The 19,826-nt window shown below is 70.4% G+C and carries 18 protein-coding genes and 1 pseudogene; 10 read left to right on the forward strand and 9 right to left on the reverse strand.

What is annotated here, in order from left to right; translation table 11 throughout:
* Nucleotides 1–347: 347 nt before the first annotated feature.
* Entirely contained in the window at nucleotides 348–1,295 is a 948-nt protein-coding gene (locus tag AB0A61_RS31365) for a phosphotransferase (RefSeq protein ID WP_361299737.1), read from the reverse strand.
* 618 nt (nucleotides 1,296–1,913) lie between these two features.
* Between AB0A61_RS31365 and AB0A61_RS31370 the strand changes: the two genes are divergently transcribed.
* Nucleotides 1,914–2,126, forward strand: a complete 213-nt coding sequence (locus AB0A61_RS31370; protein ID WP_361299740.1) for a hypothetical protein — start codon at nucleotides 1,914–1,916, stop codon at nucleotides 2,124–2,126.
* Nucleotides 2,127–2,394: 268 nt separating this feature from the next.
* Here AB0A61_RS31370 and AB0A61_RS31375 read toward each other — a convergent pair whose 3' ends face one another.
* The gene (locus tag AB0A61_RS31375; RefSeq protein ID WP_361299743.1) at nucleotides 2,395–3,912 is read right to left on the reverse strand and encodes a protein kinase; all 1,518 of its coding nucleotides are present in this window, start codon (nucleotides 3,910–3,912) and stop codon (nucleotides 2,395–2,397) included.
* A gap of 418 nt (nucleotides 3,913–4,330) precedes the next feature.
* Complete coding sequence (locus tag AB0A61_RS31380) at nucleotides 4,331–4,651, reverse strand: helix-turn-helix transcriptional regulator (protein WP_361299746.1); 321 nt, start codon at nucleotides 4,649–4,651, stop codon at nucleotides 4,331–4,333.
* 920 nt (nucleotides 4,652–5,571) lie between these two features.
* Here AB0A61_RS31380 and AB0A61_RS31385 point away from each other — a divergent pair.
* A pseudogene (locus tag AB0A61_RS31385) lies at nucleotides 5,572–5,799 on the forward strand (glycosyl hydrolase-related protein); the annotation flags it as partial.
* Here the strand turns inward: AB0A61_RS31385 and AB0A61_RS31390 are convergent.
* On the reverse strand, nucleotides 5,800–6,261 hold the full coding sequence (locus AB0A61_RS31390) for a hypothetical protein (protein ID WP_361299749.1): 462 nt from the start codon (nucleotides 6,259–6,261) through the stop codon (nucleotides 5,800–5,802).
* A gap of 767 nt (nucleotides 6,262–7,028) precedes the next feature.
* Between AB0A61_RS31390 and AB0A61_RS31395 the strand changes: the two genes are divergently transcribed.
* Nucleotides 7,029–8,723 carry a helix-turn-helix transcriptional regulator gene (locus tag AB0A61_RS31395; RefSeq protein ID WP_361299752.1) on the forward strand — a complete coding sequence of 565 codons (1,695 nt, stop codon included), beginning with the start codon at nucleotides 7,029–7,031 and terminating at the stop codon, nucleotides 8,721–8,723.
* Nucleotides 8,724–8,971: 248 nt separating this feature from the next.
* Nucleotides 8,972–9,553: a hypothetical protein gene (locus AB0A61_RS31400; RefSeq protein ID WP_361299755.1), complete on the forward strand. Its 582-nt coding sequence runs from the start codon at nucleotides 8,972–8,974 to the stop codon at nucleotides 9,551–9,553.
* 221 nt (nucleotides 9,554–9,774) lie between these two features.
* On the opposite strand, the gene AB0A61_RS31405 is transcribed toward AB0A61_RS31400, so the two are convergent.
* Complete coding sequence (locus AB0A61_RS31405; protein WP_361299758.1) at nucleotides 9,775–10,146, reverse strand: DUF4267 domain-containing protein; 372 nt, start codon at nucleotides 10,144–10,146, stop codon at nucleotides 9,775–9,777.
* 62 nt (nucleotides 10,147–10,208) lie between these two features.
* Here AB0A61_RS31405 and AB0A61_RS31410 point away from each other — a divergent pair, with 62 nt between their 5' ends.
* Entirely contained in the window at nucleotides 10,209–10,670 is a 462-nt protein-coding gene (locus tag AB0A61_RS31410) for a MarR family transcriptional regulator (RefSeq protein ID WP_361299761.1), read from the forward strand.
* A gap of 149 nt (nucleotides 10,671–10,819) precedes the next feature.
* Here AB0A61_RS31410 and AB0A61_RS31415 read toward each other — a convergent pair whose 3' ends face one another.
* A complete protein-coding gene (locus AB0A61_RS31415) occupies nucleotides 10,820–11,182 on the reverse strand; it encodes a MerR family transcriptional regulator (RefSeq protein ID WP_361299764.1) in 363 nt (120 codons plus the stop codon).
* 99 nt (nucleotides 11,183–11,281) lie between these two features.
* Here AB0A61_RS31415 and AB0A61_RS31420 point away from each other — a divergent pair, with 99 nt between their 5' ends.
* Nucleotides 11,282–12,070, forward strand: a complete 789-nt coding sequence (locus AB0A61_RS31420; RefSeq protein WP_361299767.1) for an amidohydrolase family protein — start codon at nucleotides 11,282–11,284, stop codon at nucleotides 12,068–12,070.
* A gap of 290 nt (nucleotides 12,071–12,360) precedes the next feature.
* On the opposite strand, the gene AB0A61_RS31425 is transcribed toward AB0A61_RS31420, so the two are convergent.
* Nucleotides 12,361–13,125, reverse strand: a complete 765-nt coding sequence (locus tag AB0A61_RS31425) for a hypothetical protein (protein ID WP_361299770.1) — start codon at nucleotides 13,123–13,125, stop codon at nucleotides 12,361–12,363.
* A gap of 500 nt (nucleotides 13,126–13,625) precedes the next feature.
* Complete coding sequence (locus tag AB0A61_RS31430; protein WP_361299773.1) at nucleotides 13,626–14,840, reverse strand: Ku protein; 1,215 nt, start codon at nucleotides 14,838–14,840, stop codon at nucleotides 13,626–13,628.
* Nucleotides 14,841–14,925: 85 nt separating this feature from the next.
* On the opposite strand from AB0A61_RS31430, the gene ligD reads away from it, so the two are divergent.
* Nucleotides 14,926–15,807, forward strand: coding sequence for a non-homologous end-joining DNA ligase (ligD, locus tag AB0A61_RS31435; RefSeq protein WP_361299776.1), 882 nt, complete (start codon nucleotides 14,926–14,928; stop codon nucleotides 15,805–15,807).
* A 132-nt stretch (nucleotides 15,808–15,939) separates the two neighbouring features.
* On the opposite strand, the gene AB0A61_RS31440 is transcribed toward ligD, so the two are convergent.
* Nucleotides 15,940–16,770, reverse strand: coding sequence for a nuclease-related domain-containing protein (locus tag AB0A61_RS31440; RefSeq protein WP_361299779.1), 831 nt, complete (start codon nucleotides 16,768–16,770; stop codon nucleotides 15,940–15,942).
* Between the two features lie 99 nt (nucleotides 16,771–16,869).
* Between AB0A61_RS31440 and AB0A61_RS31445 the strand changes: the two genes are divergently transcribed.
* The 3 genes from AB0A61_RS31445 (at nucleotide 16,870) to AB0A61_RS31455 (ending at nucleotide 19,706) form a co-directional block, all read left to right on the forward strand.
* Entirely contained in the window at nucleotides 16,870–17,376 is a 507-nt protein-coding gene (locus tag AB0A61_RS31445; RefSeq protein ID WP_361299782.1) for a dual specificity protein phosphatase family protein, read from the forward strand.
* A gap of 246 nt (nucleotides 17,377–17,622) precedes the next feature.
* Nucleotides 17,623–18,414 carry a hypothetical protein gene (locus tag AB0A61_RS31450; RefSeq protein WP_361299785.1) on the forward strand — a complete coding sequence of 264 codons (792 nt, stop codon included), beginning with the start codon at nucleotides 17,623–17,625 and terminating at the stop codon, nucleotides 18,412–18,414.
* Nucleotides 18,411–19,706, forward strand: a complete 1,296-nt coding sequence (locus AB0A61_RS31455) for a HAMP domain-containing sensor histidine kinase (RefSeq protein ID WP_361299788.1) — start codon at nucleotides 18,411–18,413, stop codon at nucleotides 19,704–19,706. Before AB0A61_RS31450 ends, AB0A61_RS31455 begins: the two co-directional genes overlap by 4 nt.
* Nucleotides 19,707–19,826: the final 120 nt, after the last annotated feature.

Raw genomic sequence — 19,826 nt, forward strand, 5'->3', positions numbered from 1 at the left:
CTCGTACTGGACGTACTTGGGCTTTCGGCCGGTGCGGCGAGAGTGCGTGCCGGGCGTCGCGACGGGGCGAACGTTGCCTGCCGGGGCACTAGGTCAAGGGGCCTCCGCAGGGGCCCATGACGGCCAGATGAGCACCGCCTCAGGAGTTCTTTCGGGACACTCGGGGATCAGTCTCGCCTTACCTCGCACCCGGGCGAGCGGCCCTGGTACCCCAGCCGCTGTTTGTACCAAGCGCGCAGTGCCTGACTCGACCCCCAGGGCCATGTGCCCCTGGATCCGCTCGGGATCGTAGGGCACCGCACACACCGTCACCGGAACTTCCCGGCTGTCCGGCTGCCCGCGGTGCATCACCGGTGCAGGGACTCGGCGACGGCCGGGTCCTCGAGCACGGTGACGCACCAGGCGAAGTGCTCGTCACCGCCGCCCGGCGCGAAGGCGTCGCTCGTGGCCATCGCATAGGCGGCCCGGTACAGCAGGAGGTCGTCGACCGCGTAGCCGAACTCGTCGGCGAACCGCGTGGTGAGCTGCCGGGTGATCTCCGGGGCGTGCTCGGTGCCCGCCGGGAAGATGGCCGCGGCCACGGCGGCGTCGAACCGGGGGTCCCCGCCTGTGGACAGGAAGCCGTAGTCCACGAGGGCGAGCGGCCGCAGGTCGTCGTCCACCAGCACGGTCTCCGGGAAGACGTCACCGTGGACGACCGCCTCGTCGGTACGGGGCAGCGAGCGCAGCTTCCGAAGCACCCGGGCGCGCGTGTCGTCGAAGTCGCGGACATGCGTGGAGAGCCGGTCCGCGCACCGGCTGACCCGCCGGTCCACCAGGTCCGCCAGGGCGGATCCGAACGTGGTGTGGCCTTCCCACAGCGGGCGTTCCTCGTCCAGCACGGGAAGGTGCTTGACCTCGTCGACGTCATGGGCGTCCGCGAGGGCGCGCAGCACGCCGACCAGGCAGTCGACCGCTTCGGGCAGCACCTCGTCCGGGTCGTCGGTGCGGATCCTGCCCGCCAAGGGCTCGCCGGTCAGCTCCCGCTCCACGGTCATCGGGACACCGTCGATGTCCTCGACGGCGAGGATCTCCGGGGAGCCGAACGGCAGGTGCGCCGCGGCATCGGCGTAGAAACGCTGCATCCGCCGCAGTTCGGATACCCGTCGGCGCTCCCACACCTTGGCCACCGTTCCGTCCCCGAGACGGTAGACGGCTCCCTCCACCGCCGCCTCGACGGGCCCGGCGTCGGGATATCCGGCGTCGACGAAATGTCGTACGCGCCGGGCCGTGGTGTCCCGTATCGCATCGGACATCTCGTGCCTCCTTCCGCCCCCGGCGTGAACGACCGGCCGGTCGGCGGGGCCGACGCCGGGACCATCTCCCACGGTAGGCCCCTCGCCCGCGCGACACCCGGTGACGGAGCGCTGCCGGGCGCCGTGCGGTCCGCCACGCGTATACGGCGGAACAGTGCCGGCGGATCCTGCGTATCCGGAGCCGACAGTGGCTGTTCCTTCGTACACTGGCGGCCGTCGCCCGCCGACGGCCGCGTCCGGCCACTGCGCGGGGACCCGCCGACGGGCACCATGCACTGCGGCGTCCGTCGGCCGCAGCCCCCTACCGCTAATCCGGCCGTGCCCCGCCCGGGACGCAGGCCGAACTCGACCTTGCAGGATCGTGGGCGGAGCGGGAGGCGGCCCTTGACCAGGGCGCACGGCGAAGGGCCGCCCGGGGCCCCGCAGTCCTGTCGTAGCAGGGCGTTCCCACCTTGGAGCCGAAGCTGCGATTCAGCGCTACCGACTAGTACTCCAGCCGGACCGGGGGCAGCGCACCCCCGAACAGATGACGCGTTCCGCACCGCCCTCGCTGACAGGATCGAACAGCACCTCGCGCATTACTGCTGGCTGCCCAACGAGCCGGACTTCGGCTCCTACATGCGCGCCCTCGTGGTCGACCCTGTGCCGGACGACGTGCTCACGGACGCCGCCGAGCGCGCCGGCTTCAGGCTCACCTCGTTCGACCTCCCGATGAGAACCGTGGTGTGGATCGACCCCGGCATCGTGAAGGTCGCCGCGGGCCACGGTGCTGGGTCCGTCGTTATCTGGGCGGCGCCCACCACTGCAACTACCGGGAGGATGACCTCCTGACCACTGAGCGCATGACGGCCCGAGTGAGGCTGATCCTTTCAGGGGGTTCCGCTCCGAGGTGATGTCAACTCCAGCGCTGGCTGGAGCCGTTGACATCTATGTCTGACATCAAGGACTGCGAATGGCCCCGTACATCGACGGCCTGCCGTGGAACCAGCGACGCCGGCAAGGGGGCTCCAAGCAGGGCGAGTATGGTCGCCGGATCGAACTCCTAAAGCGGGTGTGCCCCTAAAGCATGTACCGGCACGGCGGGTTTGGTCATCGGCCTCTAATGCGTCGGGCTTGGGCTGGGCGGTGCGCCGGTAGCGGCGCCGCCCTTCGAGGGCCTTGGTGATGGGGGCGTCGTGCCAGCGGTTGGCGCCGTCGCAGGTGTCGTCCGGCTCGGGCCGGCGGCCCCGGCTGCGGTCGGCACGGATCGTGGCGGCGGTGACGCCGATCCGGGCGGCCTCGAGCTCGCGGGCGGTGCAGAGGCGCTGCGGCTCGAGCTCGGGGCAGCCGCCGGATAAGAAGCGCCGAGTGTCCTGGAGACGGGCTGGGCATGAGATCCGGTTGCCGCAGCCGCGAGGTGGGACGCACCGAATGCCCTAGAGGTGGGCTGAGCCCCGTCAGATCGGGTGGGTGGGAGGGCACCGGGCCCGCTCTTGGCAGTCGCCGTATCGGAGGGCGGGTGCGAGGGGGTTTCGGCGGGCGTCGCTGCTGCCCGGTCGTCGCTTCCTCTAGTGCTCGATGTGACGGCAAGAGTCGCGCCCAGGGCCACGGAGAGGGCCAGGGCCGTACCCGCTGCCAGGCGACGGCTGCGGCGAGTGCCGCCGGGGAGGTCGCGCCGGGTGACTGCCGCCTCCTGAGAGCGTATGTGCTCTTCCGTTCCGGGGTGAGCGGCCAGCGGCGTCGGAAGGCGCGCCTCGGAGGGCGCCGAGAGCGGCAGGGGGTATGGATCAGGTCCGGCGTGCCGGGAGGCGAGGGCTTGCGCGCACTGCTCGGCGTCCGGGCGGGCCTCGGGGTCCTGGGCGGTCATGGCCCGCAGCAGGGCCGCGAGTTCCGAGGGGAGCCAGGTGGGGACTTCGGGTGGGCGGTGTAGGCGGGCGACTGTCGCTTCCAATGGGGTGCCCTGGTACTCCAGTTCGCCTTTCAAGCACTCCAGCAGGACCAGGCCGAGCGCGTAGACGTCGGCGGCCGGCCCGATCCGCCCGCCCTCAACCTGCTCCGGTGCCAGATAGGCGGCGGTGCCTATCAGCACATCCGGTGCCGTATGGCGGGTGGCGTTGGCCAGGCGCGCGATGCCGAAATCAGCCAGGTGAGGAGCACCGGCCGCGTCGAGGAGGATGTTCGACGGTTTGATGTCTCGGTGCACGACGCCGGCGCGGTGGACATAGGCCAGCACCCGCGCGAGGGCGGCGCCCACATCTACCACACGCCGCTCAGGCAGCGCTCCACACGCCAAAAGGCTGCGCAGCGTGGGGCCCTTGATCAGTTGCATGACCAGGTAGGTGCGGTCGTCGTGGCGGCCGGCGTCGTAGACGGTGACCAGTCCCGGGTGCTGCAGGCGGGCCAGAAGGACGGCCTCCGCGGTGAGACGGTCCTCCGTCTGCGGGTCCGTGCCGGGCCGGAACACCTTGACGGCCACGGGCCGCCGAAGGCGCGTGTCAACGCCCTCGTACACGTCGGCCATGCCTCCCGATCCGATCCTCGCTCCCAACCGGTAGCGGCCGGAGAGGACTTCGGCGGGCTGCTCATCCGCTGGAACCGGCGCTGGCGTCGGCGGGGCTGCTGATTGGCGGGCCTTCATCTGGTTCTCCGTTGCTGTCACCGCGTACCGGACTCGGCCATGGGCCTTGCTGCGAGGCGGGTACCCCCAGCCTGTGTCAGATATCCGAACCAAGTCGGCGCAGCGACGAAAACGGCCCCATCTCCCCCGTGGCTGGCGCGTTGCGGCAGGTCAGGCAAGCCGCCAGCCGGACAACTGCCGTCGTCGCCAACCTCCGCCGTCAGCCGCTTCCCCGGCAGGTCACTGACCGGTAGCCGACAGCCGACCTGATCGTCGCTCCGGGCCGCGACTGATACAGGGCGACCGCGTCCGCCTTGAACTCGGCAGGGTAGTGCTTCATGACCACGAGATGTCCGTTCTCAGATCCTCAAGATCTGGTGTCTCGTGTCTCCAAGATCAGGGGTGGCCCCGCAGCGTCGCGTCAACTGCACCCCACTGGTCAGGCACGCTGCCCGATTGGCCGCGCCTTTCTTTGCGCTCGTCTCGCCCTCGCCTCCTCGACCAAGAATCCGTGCAGCTGACGAATGCGGTTGTGCTCGTCAGCATCGGCAGCAAGAGTCGCCAAAATGGCGTCCAGGACCGACCGCTTGTACAGGTACTTTCCGGTCAGCGCGGCATGAACCGTACTTTGGGCAATGCCGCTCATGCGTGCGATTTGCGTGATCGTGGGAGTCCCGGCCTGCACGCGCAAGTTTTTCAGAGCGTTGGTGAGGGGGCGTAAATCACCTGGTGTGGGCCAGGGCTCGCCTGTGGGCGCCATGGGTGTGGGCCGAGGCTCGCGTGTGGGTGCCAGTTCCGTTCCGGAACTGTCGGCGACGGGAGGACGGAGCCGGAGCCGGATGAGCTGGTGGTGTGCCGGCGCAGCGCGGGCCGTCGTCGACTGGGTGATCCGGCTGCTCACCGGCCACTGAACCCTTCGGCCTTGGCGCCGGTGCTACGGACGAGTGATGTCGAGGCCGTTTTTCTGACGGCTCTTGAAACCGTCCCGGGCCGGTTGTGGGCGAGCCTGAAGAGACAATCAGTGATAGCAGTGCCGAAGATCCTGACGGTGGAGTTGACGGCGGAGCAGCCTGTCGAGGTGCGGCGTCGACTGTCCGGGCGTGATCTGCCGGGGAACGAGCGGCGGCGGCATGAGTGCGTCCGGTTGCTGAAGCGTGGCCTGACCGCACCGAAGGTCGCCGACTTGCTGGGCATCTGGCGCTCGGCCAAATACGAGGACTACCCCTCACCGGGCCCATACCAGCGTCGAGGCCATCGGCACCGCCGTGGACCAGTCCCTGACCGCCAGCGAGCTCACATACAAGGATCAGCAACAAACTTCACCAAGACCGCTTAGAGGGCGGTCTGAAGTCTCCCGGACCGTCCTCGCAGCGCGATGACACGGACCGCTATGGAGCGTCTCCGTCCTCCTCCAACGCCTTTGCGATCTTTGCTTTGGCGGCTTTCTCTTGACCGTCGATGCAGCCGTGATAGCACCGGTGTATCACCTCGGAAGTGTTGCCGACTCGCCGGGCTACCTCAGCGATCGGTACCCCGCGTTCAGTCACCGCGTCATGCAGGCGTGCCGCAGGTCGTACGGGCGTCCGGCCAACGGCGAGTCGACGTGCTCGGGCGGGAGCGCGTACCCCCGCGCTTCCTCCCACACTCGCCAATAGGTCTTCGTAGGTGGTCTTTTGACCACCCGCCGTGACCGTCGAGTCGGTGAAGCCGGCGCAGGACCGCAGCGGGGATGTGATGGTGCGGCTGTACGAGTCCTGGGGGCGGCGGGGCGCGGGCCACCTCACGCCCGGGTTCCCGGTGGGCCGGTCCGAGGTGAGGGACCTGCCGGAACGGCCGCTGCACGAGAGCGCCTTGGCCTTCGAGCTGCGACCGTTCCAGATCCTCACGCTGCGGCTGCGGCCGGAGTGACTACTTGCGTCCCACGCCCTTCTCACCGATGTGGAAGATCCTGTGGCTGTCGCGGGTCATGTCGACGACCAGCTTGACGGTGGAGCCGCTGCTCCAGGTGAGGGTGACGACGGCCTCCGTGTAGGTGCGGGTGGTGCCGTTGTCGGTGACCTTCCAGGCGAGCGGGACGTTCTGGGCGCGCAGGACGCCGTCGGCGTGCTCCCGGTCCTCCCAGGCCGCCAGCTCCTTCTGGAAGGCGGGGGTGAGGTAGTGGTTGCGCAGGGCCTTTCCGAGGTTGCCGCTGTCCTCGTCGAGCACCGCGTCGATGTAGGTGCCGTAGAAGTCGGCGATGCGAGTGATGTCGTCGGACGGCTTGCCGCTGACGCTGCGCGGGGCGCCGGCGGAGGCCTGGGCGGTGGCGCCGAGGCCGAGGGCGACGGCGAGGACGCCGGCGGTAAGGACGGTGCGGGTCTTGCTGCTCATGTGTGTTCCCTGTTTTCCGAGTCGTGCCGAATGGCGCCGGGTGGCGCTGTCGGTGGTCGATGGGCCGCTCTCCCCACCCCCGTGGCGGAGAGCGGCCCCGGTCATGCGGTCAGTGGATCTTGTTGACGGCCTTGACGGTCGTCTTCTTGAAGGCCTTCGTCTGCGCGTCCCCGAAGGCGCCCGGCTGCCCCCGGGTCGATGACCGTGACGGTCCTGCCGTCCCGGCCGAAGGAGAGCAGACAGACGTCGGAGGCGCCCCAGGAGCTCACCGTGTGCAGGCCTTGGACGTGGGCGCGCTCCTCGACAGGCAGCCGGCCGACGTCCTTCAGCGTGGCCTCGGTCTTTGGGTCGGCCTTCTCGATGGGTGCCGCACAGGACTTGATGCTTGATGTCCTTGTTCAGCCGCGAGAAGCGCCCCTTCGCCGCAGCTGTCGGGGGCAACTGCACGCCGACCCGACGGGCGCTCGTGTCGAGGTCGGTACGGAACTCCCGGTACCAGGTGTCCGAGCCGTCGCCGACCAGCGCCATGCCTGGCCAGGAGCGGGCCTGCTCGGGTGCGCTTGGGCATGGGTGTCCCCCGTGGATGAGTGCATGGGTGTCCCCCGTGGATGAGTGCATGGGTGTCGTCTGTCGGCCGCCGCCGACTGGTCGGTCCGGCCCTGATCGGTGCGACACCAGGAGCATCGGCCGTCACGGCGGCCCGGCGCAACGGCGGACGCCCGTTGGGCGACGGTGGAACCATCCCAGCCCATCTGACGTGCAGGTATATGGACCGCCTGGAATACGGGGACACGTGGGGGGACGGGGGAACGGTGTCGACCGGGGACGATGTCGAGCAGTTCGCGGCGCTGCTGCGCCGGCTGAAGGACCGCACGGACCGGAGCTACGGCTCTCTGGCCCGGCGCCTCAACATGAACACCTCCACGCTGCACCGCTACTGCGCGGGCGAGGCGGTCCCGCAGGACTACGCCCCGGTGGAGCGCCTGGCCGCCTTCTGCGGGGCGGCACCGGAGGAACGCCTCGAACTGCACCGTCTGTGGCTGCTCGCGGTGACGGCACGAAAGCGGCCGAGGGCGGCTGAGGGGGCGGCGGGGCCGACAAGGGCCGAGGAGGCAGCGGAGCCGACAAAGGCCAAGGGGGTGCTGGAGCCGATAAGGGGCGAGCGGGCTTCGGGTCCGGACATCCGGACGGTGCGGGGCGCGGGTGGCGGCGCGGGCAGCGTCGGTGGCGGCGCGGACGGCATCGGTGGCGGCGCGGACGGCATCGGTGACGGGGACGGCATCGGTGGCGGCGCGGGCAGCGTCGGTGGTGACGGGGACAGCATCGGTGACGGGGACGGCATCGGTGACGGCGCGGGCAGCGTCGGTGGCGGCGCGGACGGCATCGGTGGTGACGGGGACGGCATCGGTGGTGACGGGGGCGGCACGAGCGGTGCACCGCCGCGACTCGACGCGGGCGCACCCGACGTGGGCGCACCCGATGACGGGCTGCCCGCTTCCGACGCTCCCGGACCGGGCAGTCCCGGGCCGACGGTCCAGTGGGATGCGGCCCGCTCGGCCGAACGGCCCTGGTACCGCCGTCGCCGCACCGTCGTCGGTGCCGCCGCGGCGACCGTGCTGCTGGTGACGCTGGGCAGTCTGTCGGCGCTGTCGGCCGACCGGTCTCACGACAACTCGGCCGACGCCCCCGGTCCGTCCCGTACGACAGGATCCGCTACGTCGCAGCACTCCTCGGCCACTGCGACCAGCCCCTCCCCCAGTGGTTCGTCGGCCTCGCCCTCCGCAGGAGTACGGGCCTCGGGGAGTCCCGGGGCAAGGGGCGGACCGTCGGCGGACACGAGGGGCGACGCTCCCGCGCCGACCGGTGAGCCGCTCGCCTGGACCGCCGACTCACAGATCTGGGACGGTGGTTGCGGGCACGACTACGTCATCGGCAAGGAGCCGGCCCAGGTGCCCCCGCCTCCGGTGGAGCAGGACGCCGGGGTGTGGGCGGCGACGCAGGGGGCGGTGCCGGGGCGGCAGACGATGGTGCAGATCTCGGTGCAGGGGAAGTCGTCCACGGCCGTGGTCCTGGAGGCCCTCCGGGTCCGTATCGTCAGCCGCGGCACCCCGGTCACCGGCAACGTGTACGCCATGGGTCAGGGCTGCGGCGGCGACCTGACGCCCCGTGACTTCTCGGTGAACCTGGACGTCAACCGCCCGGTCGCCCACGCGCGCGCCGTGCAGTTCCCCTACCGCGTCTCCGCCGAGGACCCGGAGGTGCTGCTGGTCACCGCCACGACCGAGACCTACGACTGCGATTGGTACCTGGAGCTCGACTGGTCCTCCCAGGGCCGCACCGGCACGGTCCGCATCGACGACCACGGCCGCCCGTTCCGCACCAGCAGCATCAAGGGCCTGCCCCACTACTGGTACGGCACGAACGGCCACGGTGCGCGTCAGTGGGTGCCCGCCGACTCTTGAGCTGCGCCAGTGGGACTGGGCGGACGGCCACTGTCCATAGCCGCAGGCTCCGACAACGAGCCTGCCATGACTGCCCGTTAGGGTCTTTCGTTCGGATCACGCCGGGCTCGTGTGCCCCGGCATGATGGGCGAGACCGTGCTTCACGGCTACCGGCGGCGGCCTGGGGAAGTCCGGGGGTTCCGCAGAGGCGTACCGGGGGGGTACCAGCCGTGGGGCGAGGTCTTCCGACTTCACAAAGGGGGGCATCATGGACGCCAGTTGGACGGGGTTGTTGATCGCCATGGTGGGCGTGGCGGGAACGCTGGGAGCCGCGCTGCTGACACAGAACCGCGCGGACCGCACCAAGCGCATGGAACTCCAGGCAGCCGCTGAACAACGGCGCGAGGAACGAGGTCATGCCCAGGAGCTGCTCAGGGCGGAGCAGGCCAGACAACGGCAGCGCGAGGGCCTTGAACGGCGCCGCACCTGCTACATCACGCTGAACACTGCCTCACGCCAGTACCTGACGGCCATGACCAACTACCTGCACGCGCTTCAACGCAGCGAGGACGTTGCCACGTCCCTGGAGAACCTGGAGGCAGACAGGCTGGCCTATCGGGACAGCTACGCGGAATCCCAGATGATCGTTCCGGACGCCGTGTTGCGCGCCTCCAGCACGGCAAAGACGCGTCTGAACGCCGCGTACGGCAAGCTCAGGAAGTATGGAGCGGCACCCTCCACGTACACACAGGAACTGGCGAACCTGGAGGGTGAACTCCATAAGGAGGTCTGGCCTTGCCTGGGGGCACTGAAGCGGTCCATGCGCGCCGATCTGGGCGTCGACGAGTAGTGCCTGCCGGGGCACTAGCTTTGGCCAGACACCCCGTACCACAGCCGCACCAGAACGGGCGGGAACAGCGGTTGTCAGGGGCCGGCCGTCGCGCCTTGCTCCGGTCGACGACACGGGCAGTGTGGCGGAGGCCGGTGGGGGTGCGGCGAGACACACACGCGCGCGCGTGGTCGGTCGGCGTCCTCGCCGTCGCGGCTGACTGTCGTCCGCTGAGGTTCGTGCTACAGCATGTGGAACCACCACGCCGACGCGAGGTGAAGAACGCCGAGGAGGCCGGCGGAGATGGCCATGCCCTTGTTGCGCTGTTGTACGCCGATCGCCAAGTCGCCGATCTGGGCCAGGCCGGCGACGGCAAGAACGGGGGCGACGGTGGACCGGTCGCCCATGGCGAACAGGGCGAGGGTGACGGCGGCGAGGGGGATCGCCCGGGCTCCGTAGGCGTTCGCGTAGAGATGCGTGCCGCCGTTGACGGTCGTACCCCTGGGCAGGGCGAGGCCAGGCCTGATCATTCCGGCGATGCAGAAGCCGGCCGAGATGAGGGAGGCGAGGCTGTTGGCGGCAATGAGGATGGCCTGTGCGGTGGACGAGTTCACAGTTACGTCTCCCCGTGAATCATTCTGGTCGTGAATGGTTTTGGGAAGCTATCATTCTCGGTATGAGCGATGTCAATGGGGCGACGGTCGGCGATGCCTCGGGCCTGACCTCGACCGTGGTGTTCAGGCTCGGCACTCTCGGCACGGTGGTCACCGACCGGTTCACACAGGAGATCGAGGGGCTGGGCCTCAAACCAAAGCACGTCGGTCTGATGGCCGCGCTGAGCCTCGCTGCCGTGGCGTCCCAGCAGGAACTGGCCACGCGGATGGGGGTTGCGCCCAGCCTGATGGTGTCGCTGGCCGACTACCTGGAGGGTCTCGGCGCGGTTCAGCGGGTCCGGGATCCGCAGGACCGCCGGCGGCAGGTACTGACACTCACCGAGGAGGGGCAAGGCCTGCTGGACCGCTGCACTTCCTTGGCGCGGACCCTGGACAAGGAGTTCGTGGCCGGGCTGACGGAGGAGCAACGGATGGCGCTGGGCGAGGCGCTGCGCGTGATGGCGAACCGCGTCGGCCTGCCGTAGAGGACGAGGGAAGGCAGCGGCCCTGCCCAAGTTGGGGGCGAAGGGGTCGCCGTGGCACAGCCGTGCCGGACGCAGGGGTCAGCAAGAGGAGCCGGCGTAGGCGTCGTTGCCCGCCGGCTCGACCGGCGTTCCGGCATCCGCATGCGCGCCTATTCGGGGATGGCCGCGGATTCTGTCGCCGCGATCGTTTGGCGCAGTAGGTCTCGGGCCGTGGCCAGGTCGGCCGCGCGAAGGTCGAGGGTGGTCAACTGGGCACGCAGGTGGTCGAGGACGCCGGGGCACGGACGCAGGGTCGGGCCGTCGACGGCGCACGGGAGAAGCCGGCGGATGACCCGCGTGGGCAGGCCGGCAGCGAGCAGCGCGCGTATCTTCCGAACGGTCTCCACTGTCTCGTCGGCGTAGTCACGGTAGCCGTTGGCACGTCGTTCCGGCTGGATCAGCTCGGCGCGCTCGTAGTAACGCAGGAGGCGTTCACTGACTCCAGTGCGGCGTGACAGCTCCCCGATCAGCACGGCCTTCTCCTTCGGCTTGACCTTCCAACGGTGTCAGGGCGCAACGCTGACCCGGTCGGTCGCATTCCTGACCGACCGCTTTCACGCAAGGAGAGACGGATGATCATCGACGCGCACAGCCATGTCCACGATCCGGTCGAGGATCACATCGCGCTGTTGGACGACGCCGGGGTGGACCGGGCGGTGCTCTTCGGGACGCGGCCGCATCCGGAACGCGCCACCGGCCTCGAGTCGCTGCGCCGCGAGATGGCCCTGCTGGGCGAGGCGATCGGGGGCCGGGCCAACGGAGTCGGCGGGTACCGGACCGCATGGCAGGAGCTGGACGAAGCGCTCGACGCCCATCCGGATCGCTTCGTCGGCTTCAGGAGCGTGCCACTCGACCTGACGCCGCATCGGATCGCCGAGATGGTCGACCGGGACGTGGTCGGGCGTGGGCTTCGGGGGATCGGGGAACTGACGCCGCCACCCGGACGGGCAGACCTCGTCGAACCCGTGATGCGGGCGGCGGCGGACCACGGCAAACTGCCCGTTGTCGTCCACGGATTCGCGCCCACCACGGCGGAAGACCTGCGAACCCTGGCCCGGCTGGCGGCTGCGTATCCGTCCGTACCTCTGGTGATCAGCCAGCTCGGAGGGCTGAACTGGATGGACGCGATCGAGCTGGTCCGGGACACGCCCAGCATGTTCCTGGAGCTCTCCACGGCCAACGTGATCTTCGCCGTTCGGCTGGCCATCAGGGAGATACCGGACCGCACCCTGTTCGGCTCCGACGCCCCGTACGGCGATCCGGCACTCGCCCGCGCGACCGTCGAGCGCGTCACCAGCCCGGGTGAGGTACGCGATCAGGTGCTGGGAGGAACGGCAGCCCGGCTCCTGGGGCTCATCTGACAGGCCTCGAGGGTCGGTGGCTGTGCAGGGCCCCGTCCCGGACGATGCCCACGCCGCCGCTGAGCAAGGCGGCACGGGCCAGTTCTTCGTCACCTCGGTCGCACCCGGACGGGCGAACGTGAGAGGGCGCACAGTAAAGATGGCCACCGTCGTAGAAACGGCTGCACGAGCGTCATTGCGATCGAACCTATGAGAATTCTTCAATTTCTCGCGGTTTCAGCCACTCCCGTCGCTCCCGGACGCCGCTCCCGCGGCCCAGGTGGCACCGAGGACCAGCGGCCCGAACAGCATCACCAAGTGGTGTGCGTCTGGCCGTCCTTGAACACTTCGTAGTATTCCAAGGTGGGCAGGCTCAGTTCGAAGACCATGCCGTATTTCTTGCGGATGTCGGTGACGGTTGTCGACTGGTCCTCGTGATCGCACCGGGTCACCGGCGGGTCGGGTTTCACGCAGACGGGCGGTTCGCCGACCAGCGTGCGGTGCTGGTGGGTGCGGACCATGTCCCAGTTCAGGGTCTGCGAAGTGTCCGAGATTTGCGACGGCTCCTGGGTGTCGGGGCCCTGCGGGTTCGGGCCGTGGCCCCGGTAGTAGGCGACCAGCTTGCGCCGGTGGTCGTCATGGCCCAGGGCGACGCCTCCCCGTGGGGTGGGAGCAGCCTTGTAGCGGTCGCCGGCGGCGAGAACTCCGTCGAGCACGTCGCCGATCCGGTCCGGGTCGGCACCGTAGTAGGCGGTGACAGCCACGTCGCAGCGGACCTTGTAGGTGTCGTCGCCCGACAGCCAGTCGCCCGACGAACTGGTCTTGCAGTAGTCCCGGACGGTGACCAGGGCGAGGGTCAGGGGGGTGTCCTTGTCGTACGCCTGCACGATGCCACGGAGGTGCGTCTCGGCATGCTGCCTGGCCTGCACGGCCTGCTCGCTGCCCGCGTACTTCCGCAGTTCCCCGGGGCTGACGGAACTGCCCCCGGCGGAACACGAGGCCGTCCCGAGTACGCCGACGGCCCCGACGACAGCCGCCAGCTTCCGGGCCGTGCGGGACGTTCGAGACAGCGCCATGCCGGTTCTCCTTGTCTGTGCCGTGTCGCTTGCATTGTGTCCGCACACAGCAGGCAGGGCCTGAGTACGGGTACTCAGGCCCTGCCCGGGATCCGGGATTCCCCCTTCACCGCTCCTACTTCAGCGCCCGCTCCAGCACGTTGGCGTACAGCCGTGCTCCGGGGATCTTCGGGTGGAAGGTTGCCATTCCGACCTGGGTCAGGTCGAAGTTGTCGGCCTTGGAAAGGCCGGGTCTTCACGATGCGTTGATGCCCTCGGGGTCACCGCAGACACCCTTGCCGTCGAAAAACCGGTGTCGCCGGGCAGGGTGGAGTGGTCGTCGTCACCGGGCTGGGCGCCGTGACGCCGCTCGGCGTGGGGGTGGACGCCGGCCACCACGGGCCGACGTCGCCCGCATGCCTGTGGACCCGCATACCCGTGGACCCGCATACCCGTGGACCCGCATACCCGTGGACCCGCATACCTGTGGGTCCGCGTGTGCAGGCACCGGCGCGGGCCCGCTACGCAGTGCGCTTGCCGGAGGCCGTCTTCGTCGCGGTCTTCGCCGCGGTCTTCGCCGCCGGCTTTTTCGCCGTCCTTGTCGCCGTCTGTGCCACCGTCTTCTTTTCCGGGGCCTTCTTCGCCGGGGTCTTCTTGGCCGTGGACTTGCTGCTCGACGCCGTCTTCTTCGAGGCCCCGGCCGACTTCGACGTCGGCTTCTTCGCCGCGGCCTTCTTCGATGCCGACGTCGATTTCGACGGTGCCGTCGATCTCGAAGCGGACGTCGACTTCGATGCCGAAGCGGACTTCCTGCCCGTCGTCTCCTTGGGCCGGGCGCGGGCAGGCTTGCGCTGCCGGAGGTGTCTGACCTCGGCCGCCTCCCCGGCTTCCGCCGCCTCCTCCCCCGCTTCCCCCGCTTCCCCCGCTCCCCCCACTTTCACTGCTCTCCCCGTTTCCCCGCCCCGCGACTGCCTGGCCGCCGTGACGCTCTTCTCCAGGGCCGCCATCAGGTCGAGGACCTTGCCGCCGGACGCGGGCTCCGGGGCCTCGGGGGGTGCCTCGCCCGCGGCCTTGGCCGCGATGACCTCCTCCAGGGCCTCGCGGTACTCGTCGTGGAGTTCGTCCAGGTCGACCTCACCGAGGGTGTCCATCAGGGCCTCGGCCAGGTCCAGCTCCTTGTCGCGGATCTTCACGCCGGCGTCGGGGGCGACGCCCTCGGGGGCGCGGATCTCGTCCGGCCAGAGCAGGCCGTGCAGGGCGATGACGTCGTCCACCACGCGCAGCATGCCGAGGCGCTCGCGCCCGCGCAGGGCGAACTTGGCGATCGCGACCCGCTCACTGCGTTTGAGTGCCTCCCGCAGCAGTGTGTACGGCTTGGCGGCGGGCGCCCCGCTCGCGGCGAGGTAGTACGCGTTCTCCAACTGGAGGGGGTCGATCCGCTGGGCGGGGACGAAGGCCACGATGTCGATCGTCTTCGTGGTCTGGAGCGGAAGATGGGCCAGGTCCTCGTCGGTGATCGGAACGACGGTGCCGTCGGCGTCCTCGTAGCCCTTGGCGATCTCCGACTGGGTGACCTCGCGGTCCTCCAGTTCGCACACCTTGCGGTACCGGATGCGTCCGCCGTCGTCGGTGTGGATCTGGCGGAAGGAGATGGAGTGGCTCTCGGTGGCGTTCATCAGCTTGATCGGGATGCTGACCAGGCCGAACGAGATGGCGCCGTTCCAGATGGATCGCACGTGCAGCACCTTCCGGATCTGTCCCGGGATCTGATTCGGATCCGTTACCAACGGTTTGTGGTGATTTTCGTGGGATTCTCATCGTATGACGCCGATCACAGAGGTGGAGGGGCGACGGCTGGCGCTCAGCAATCTGGAGAAGGTGCTGTATCCGGCGAGCGGTTTCACCAAGGGTGAGGTGCTGCACTACTACGCGACGATCGCCGACACCGTGCTGCCCCATCTGCGGGATCGTCCGATGTCGTTCCTGCGGTACCCGGACGGGCCGGACGGTCAGGTGTTCTTCGTCAAGAACGTGCCGCCGGGTACGCCCGAGTGGGTCACCACCGCGCAGGTGCCACGGTCGGAGGGACCGGCGCGGATGGTGCTCGTGCAGGATCTGCCGAGCCTGATGTGGGCGGCCAACCTGGTCACCGAGTTCCATACGCCGCAGTGGCGGATCGGGACGCCGGGAGTGGCGGACCGGCTGGTGTTCGACCTCGATCCGGGGCCGCCGGCCACCGTCGTGGACTGCTGCCGGGTGGCCTTGTGGCTGCGGGAGCGGCTGGCGCAGGACGGGGTCGAGGCGTTCGCCAAGACGTCGGGGTCCAAGGGGCTCCATCTGCTCGCCGCGGTACGGCCCACGTCCAGTGAGCGGACCTCGGAGTACGCGAAGGGGCTGGCGGTCGAGGCGGAGCGGGCCATGCCGCGGTTGGTTCTGCACCGGATGGCGCGCAGCCTGCGGCCGGGGAAGGTGTTCGTGGACTGGAGTCAGAACGCGGCCCGGAAGACGACCGCGGCGCCCTACACGTTGCGGGCGCGGGCCGAGCCGATGGTGTCGGCGCCGGTGACGTGGGAGGAGGTGGAGGGGTGCCGGGTGCCGGAGCGGCTGGAGTTCCGGGCGGCCGACATCGGGCCGAGGGTGCAGGACTTCGGGGACCTGCTGGCTCCGTTGCTGGATGCGGGAAGCGCCCGTCCGCTGCCCTGAGGCCGTGCGGGCCGGGCGCCCCCGTCACGTGGGCCGGGTGCCCTGCCGTGCGGGCCGGGTGCCGTGTACAGACACGACGTCCAGACACGACGCTCGGACACGACGTCCAGACACGATGTTCGAACACGACGTTCAGACGCGCCCCCACGTCCGCCGGTCCCTCGCCATCGCGTGCAGTGCCTCCACGTCCGCGGGCTTGAGCACGCCGCCCAGCCGGGTCAGGGCCGCCAGGTCCGTGTCCTGGAGGATGCGGACCCCGCGCGGGGGCGCGGTCACGCGCAGGTCGGCGGGACCGGCCAGGGCCAGGATCGGGTGGACCTCGGCCGTCAGGGCGTAGGAGGCGCGGTCGGCGTCGGAACGGACACGCCGGAGCAGGGGCTGTGTCTCGCGGCGGCCCAGCGTGACCATCGGGTCGGCGACCAGCACCCGCTGTTTGCGGGCGTACAGCGCGTGGACGGCGAAGAGGCCGCCGGGGCCGATCATGAGGTGGTGGATGCGGTCCCCGCCGGGCAGCGGGATGGAGTGCAGTGCGTGCCAGCCGGCGCCGTCCAGGCGGTCCAGCGTCTCCCCGACCGTCTGTTCGGCCGTGAGGGCCCTGCGGCGCGGGTCCGGGCGGAGGCGGTGCGCGTGGGCCGCCTCCCGGTCGAGGGCGATCAGCAGTGCCTCGCCGGGGCGGTTGGGCGCCAGGTCGTCGTCCGGGTGCAGAGTCAGCCGGGCGAGCTCGGCGGGCGTGGGGACCGGGGGCGGTCCCACCATGACCGGGCCCGTGAGGAACGGGCCCAGGGCGTGCAGTATGTCGTCCTGCTCGCCCTCGCTGAGCAGGTTGACCCGGCCTGCCTCACGGTCGTACCAGGCGACGTTCCTGCCGTCCTCGTGGCACACGTACAGCCGCTCCTGACCGTGGCGCCAGGTCGGTATGACGCGCAGGCGGTGCCGGTCGTCCGGTCCACGTGATCCGCTCATGCACCATCACCCCATGACCATGGGAACAGGCGGGGTGCTCCAAGGGCAAGAACCCGGCTACCTTTGAGAGCAGTTGGGCTGGGGAGTGGGGAGGAGCCGTTGCGGACCCGCAGGAAGCAACCCGACGTACCGGCTCCGGACAGCCCGTGGAACGAGATCGTGCCCGGCCTGTGGATGGGCGGGCACGAGTTCAGGGGTCACTCCGGGCAGGTGCGGCTCGCCGTCGTGCACGATGAGTTCGATCTTGTGCAGACGCTGCTCAGGCTGCCAGGACACGGGCCGGATCCCGGGGTCGAGCACCATGTGTGGCCGATTCCCGACGGCCCGCTGGACGGGACACAGCTCGCGGGCGTGATGCGGCTGGCCCGGGCCGCCTGCGACGCGCTGGAGGAGGAGCGCCGGGTTCTCGTCCGCTGCTACCACGGGTACAACCGTTCGGGTCTCGTGGTCGCGCACGCGCTGGTCCGGCAGGGCCGCTCCACCGACGAGGCGATCCGGCTGATCCGCGCCCGCCGCTCCCCCTGGGCGCTGCACAACGAGCTGTTCGTGGACTACCTGCGGGCCGGGCTGCCGACGGCCCGATTACTGGAGGAACTGGCCGAATAATCGTTTCTGCCCGAGGTCCCCGGCACCCCGAGCGGCACCGGCCGACCGCACCCCGAAACAGCGCGGCGCCACCACGGCCCGGACCACGAACCACCTGGCCACCACGGCCCGGACAAGGACACCACCTGGCCACCACGGCCCACAGCTCAGCGCGACCATTTGTTCGCACCGCCGAACAAAAAGGACTTCCGTACGAATAAGGTGTACGAGGCAGTCGTACCCCTACCCACACCTACCCGGAGACCCGTGTTCCCCAGCCGTCCCCCGCACCCCCGCCGGCACAGACCGGCGCGTGCCGTGCTCCTCGCCGCCCTCGTCGGCCTGCTGTCGGCGACGGTGGCGGGCTGCGGCGACGCGGGCGGGCTGCGCGCCGCGGGCGCCACTCCGACCGCGGTCAGCCCGGCCCGGCTCTGGCCCTCGCTGGAACCGGCCGCCAGCCCGGCCTGGCCCTACGACGAGGTCCAGATCGAGACGATGAAGGGCATCACCGCACCCGGCGACGACATCCGCAAGGTGGACCCGGTGGCCGTCGTACGCGCCGAGGTGGCCGCCCACCCGGACGACTACAAGAGCGCCAAGGCGCAGTATCGCGAGACGGCGGTCCGGCTGGCGGACTGCGCCGCGGGCGGGGACCGCGCGAAGTGTCCCGTCATGCAGCCGTACTACCGTGACCTCACCGGTGACGGGCACGAGGACATGACGCTCGGTTTCCGGCTGTACCCGACCAACCAGACGGCCGTGCGGGTCTACACCTTCGAGGGACACAAGCTCGTGCAGGTCTTCGCCAACAACGACGCGGTGATCGGCGTGGAACTGGCCGGGCGCGCGGTGATCATCCGCTCGCCGGCCGGGATCGCCGGCTACGAGTACCGCACGTCCTGGTCGTGGGACCCGGAGCAGCGGGCCATGGTGTTCTCGCGGGACGAGTTCCTGCGCACCGGCCAGCACAAGCCCACGCACGCGCGCACCCCGGCGCCGACCGCCTCTCCCTCGCCGGTCCCCCGCCCGTCGCTCACCCCTTCCGCGAGCCCGGAATGAGGGTCGTGCTCCCCCAGTGGGCGGGAACGCTCGCCGCGAAGTCCGCCGCCTTCATCATCGTGATGTGCTGCGCGCTCGCCGCGCTGCTCGGCATCCTGGTGCACGTCTCGGTGACCAACCAGACCGTGGGCCAGGCACGCGCCCTGGCACTGTCCCGGTTGAAGGACGCGACCAGCGCGTTCGAGGCCGGGGACACGCTGCTGCCGGGCGCCGGTGTGGACCCGCAGGGGCTGCCGGAGTCACTGCGGCGGCTGGCCGCGCACGGGAAGCGCGGCACGATGGTCGACCGGCACAACGGGCGGCCGACGATGTGGGCGGCGGGGCCCGCCGACCGCGGACGGGCGCTGGCCGTGGAGGTCGACTACTCGCAGCAGGCCCGCACCATCGCCGCGCTGGACGGGTCGATCGTGTGGTCCTCGGGGCTGGCGATCGGGGCGACGCTGCTGGTGGGCGCCTTCGCGGTGACGCGGGTGACCCGGCGGCTGCACGCCACCGCGCGGGTGGCCCGGCGGATCAGTGCGGGCGACCTGGAGGCGCGCGTGCACGACCCGCTGGCGAAGGACCCGGCACGCCCGCAGGACGAGGTGGCCGCGGTCGCCGCCGCGCTGGACTCGATGGCGTCCTCACTGCAGGGCAAGCTGCTGGCGGAGCAGCGGTTCACGGCGGACGTGGCGCACGAACTGCGCACCCCGCTGACCGGGCTGCACGCGGCGGCCGAATTGCTGCCGCCGGGCCGCCCGACGGAGCTGGTGCGCGACCGGGTGGCCGCGCTGCGCACCCTCACCGAGGACCTGCTGGAGATCTCCCGCCTGGACACCGGGCGGGAGCGGCTGGAGCTGGACGGCGAGCACCTGAGCGCGGTGGCGGAGCGGGTGGTGCGCGCGGCGGGGGCCGACACCAAGGTCAGGATCGCGCGGGACGCGTACGTGGAGACCGACCGACGGCGGCTGGAGCGGGTGCTCGGCAACCTCGTGGCCAACGCACACCGGCACGGGCGGGCGCCGGTGGTGCTGACCGTGGACGGACCGGTCGTCACCGTGCGGGACCACGGCGAGGGCTATCCGCAGTACCTCGTGGGGCACGGGCCGCAGCGCTTCCGTACCGAGGGCGGCGCGACGGGGCACGGGCTCGGGCTGACGATCGCGCTGGGCCAGGCCGAGGTGCTGGGTGCCCGGCTGGAGTTCGCCAACGCGCCGGACGGCGGAGCGACGGCGACGCTGACACTGCCTCAGCACCCGCCGATGCCGCCGCGCACGGTGGCCGGGGGCACCGCCCCCGACGGCGCGGTGTGACGGGCGGTCATCCCGCGGCACTGCCGGGGTGACCCGTGGTGGGGCGGCGCGCCGGATCGGCATCCCGCGCAGCGCGCCTGGCGCGCGCATCACGCCACGCTGGTGCCGATCCACAAGGCA

The sequence above is a fragment of the Streptomyces sp. NPDC046197 genome, from assembly GCF_040646295.1.
In the GTDB taxonomy this organism is placed as follows: Bacteria; Actinomycetota; Actinomycetes; order Streptomycetales; family Streptomycetaceae; genus Streptomyces.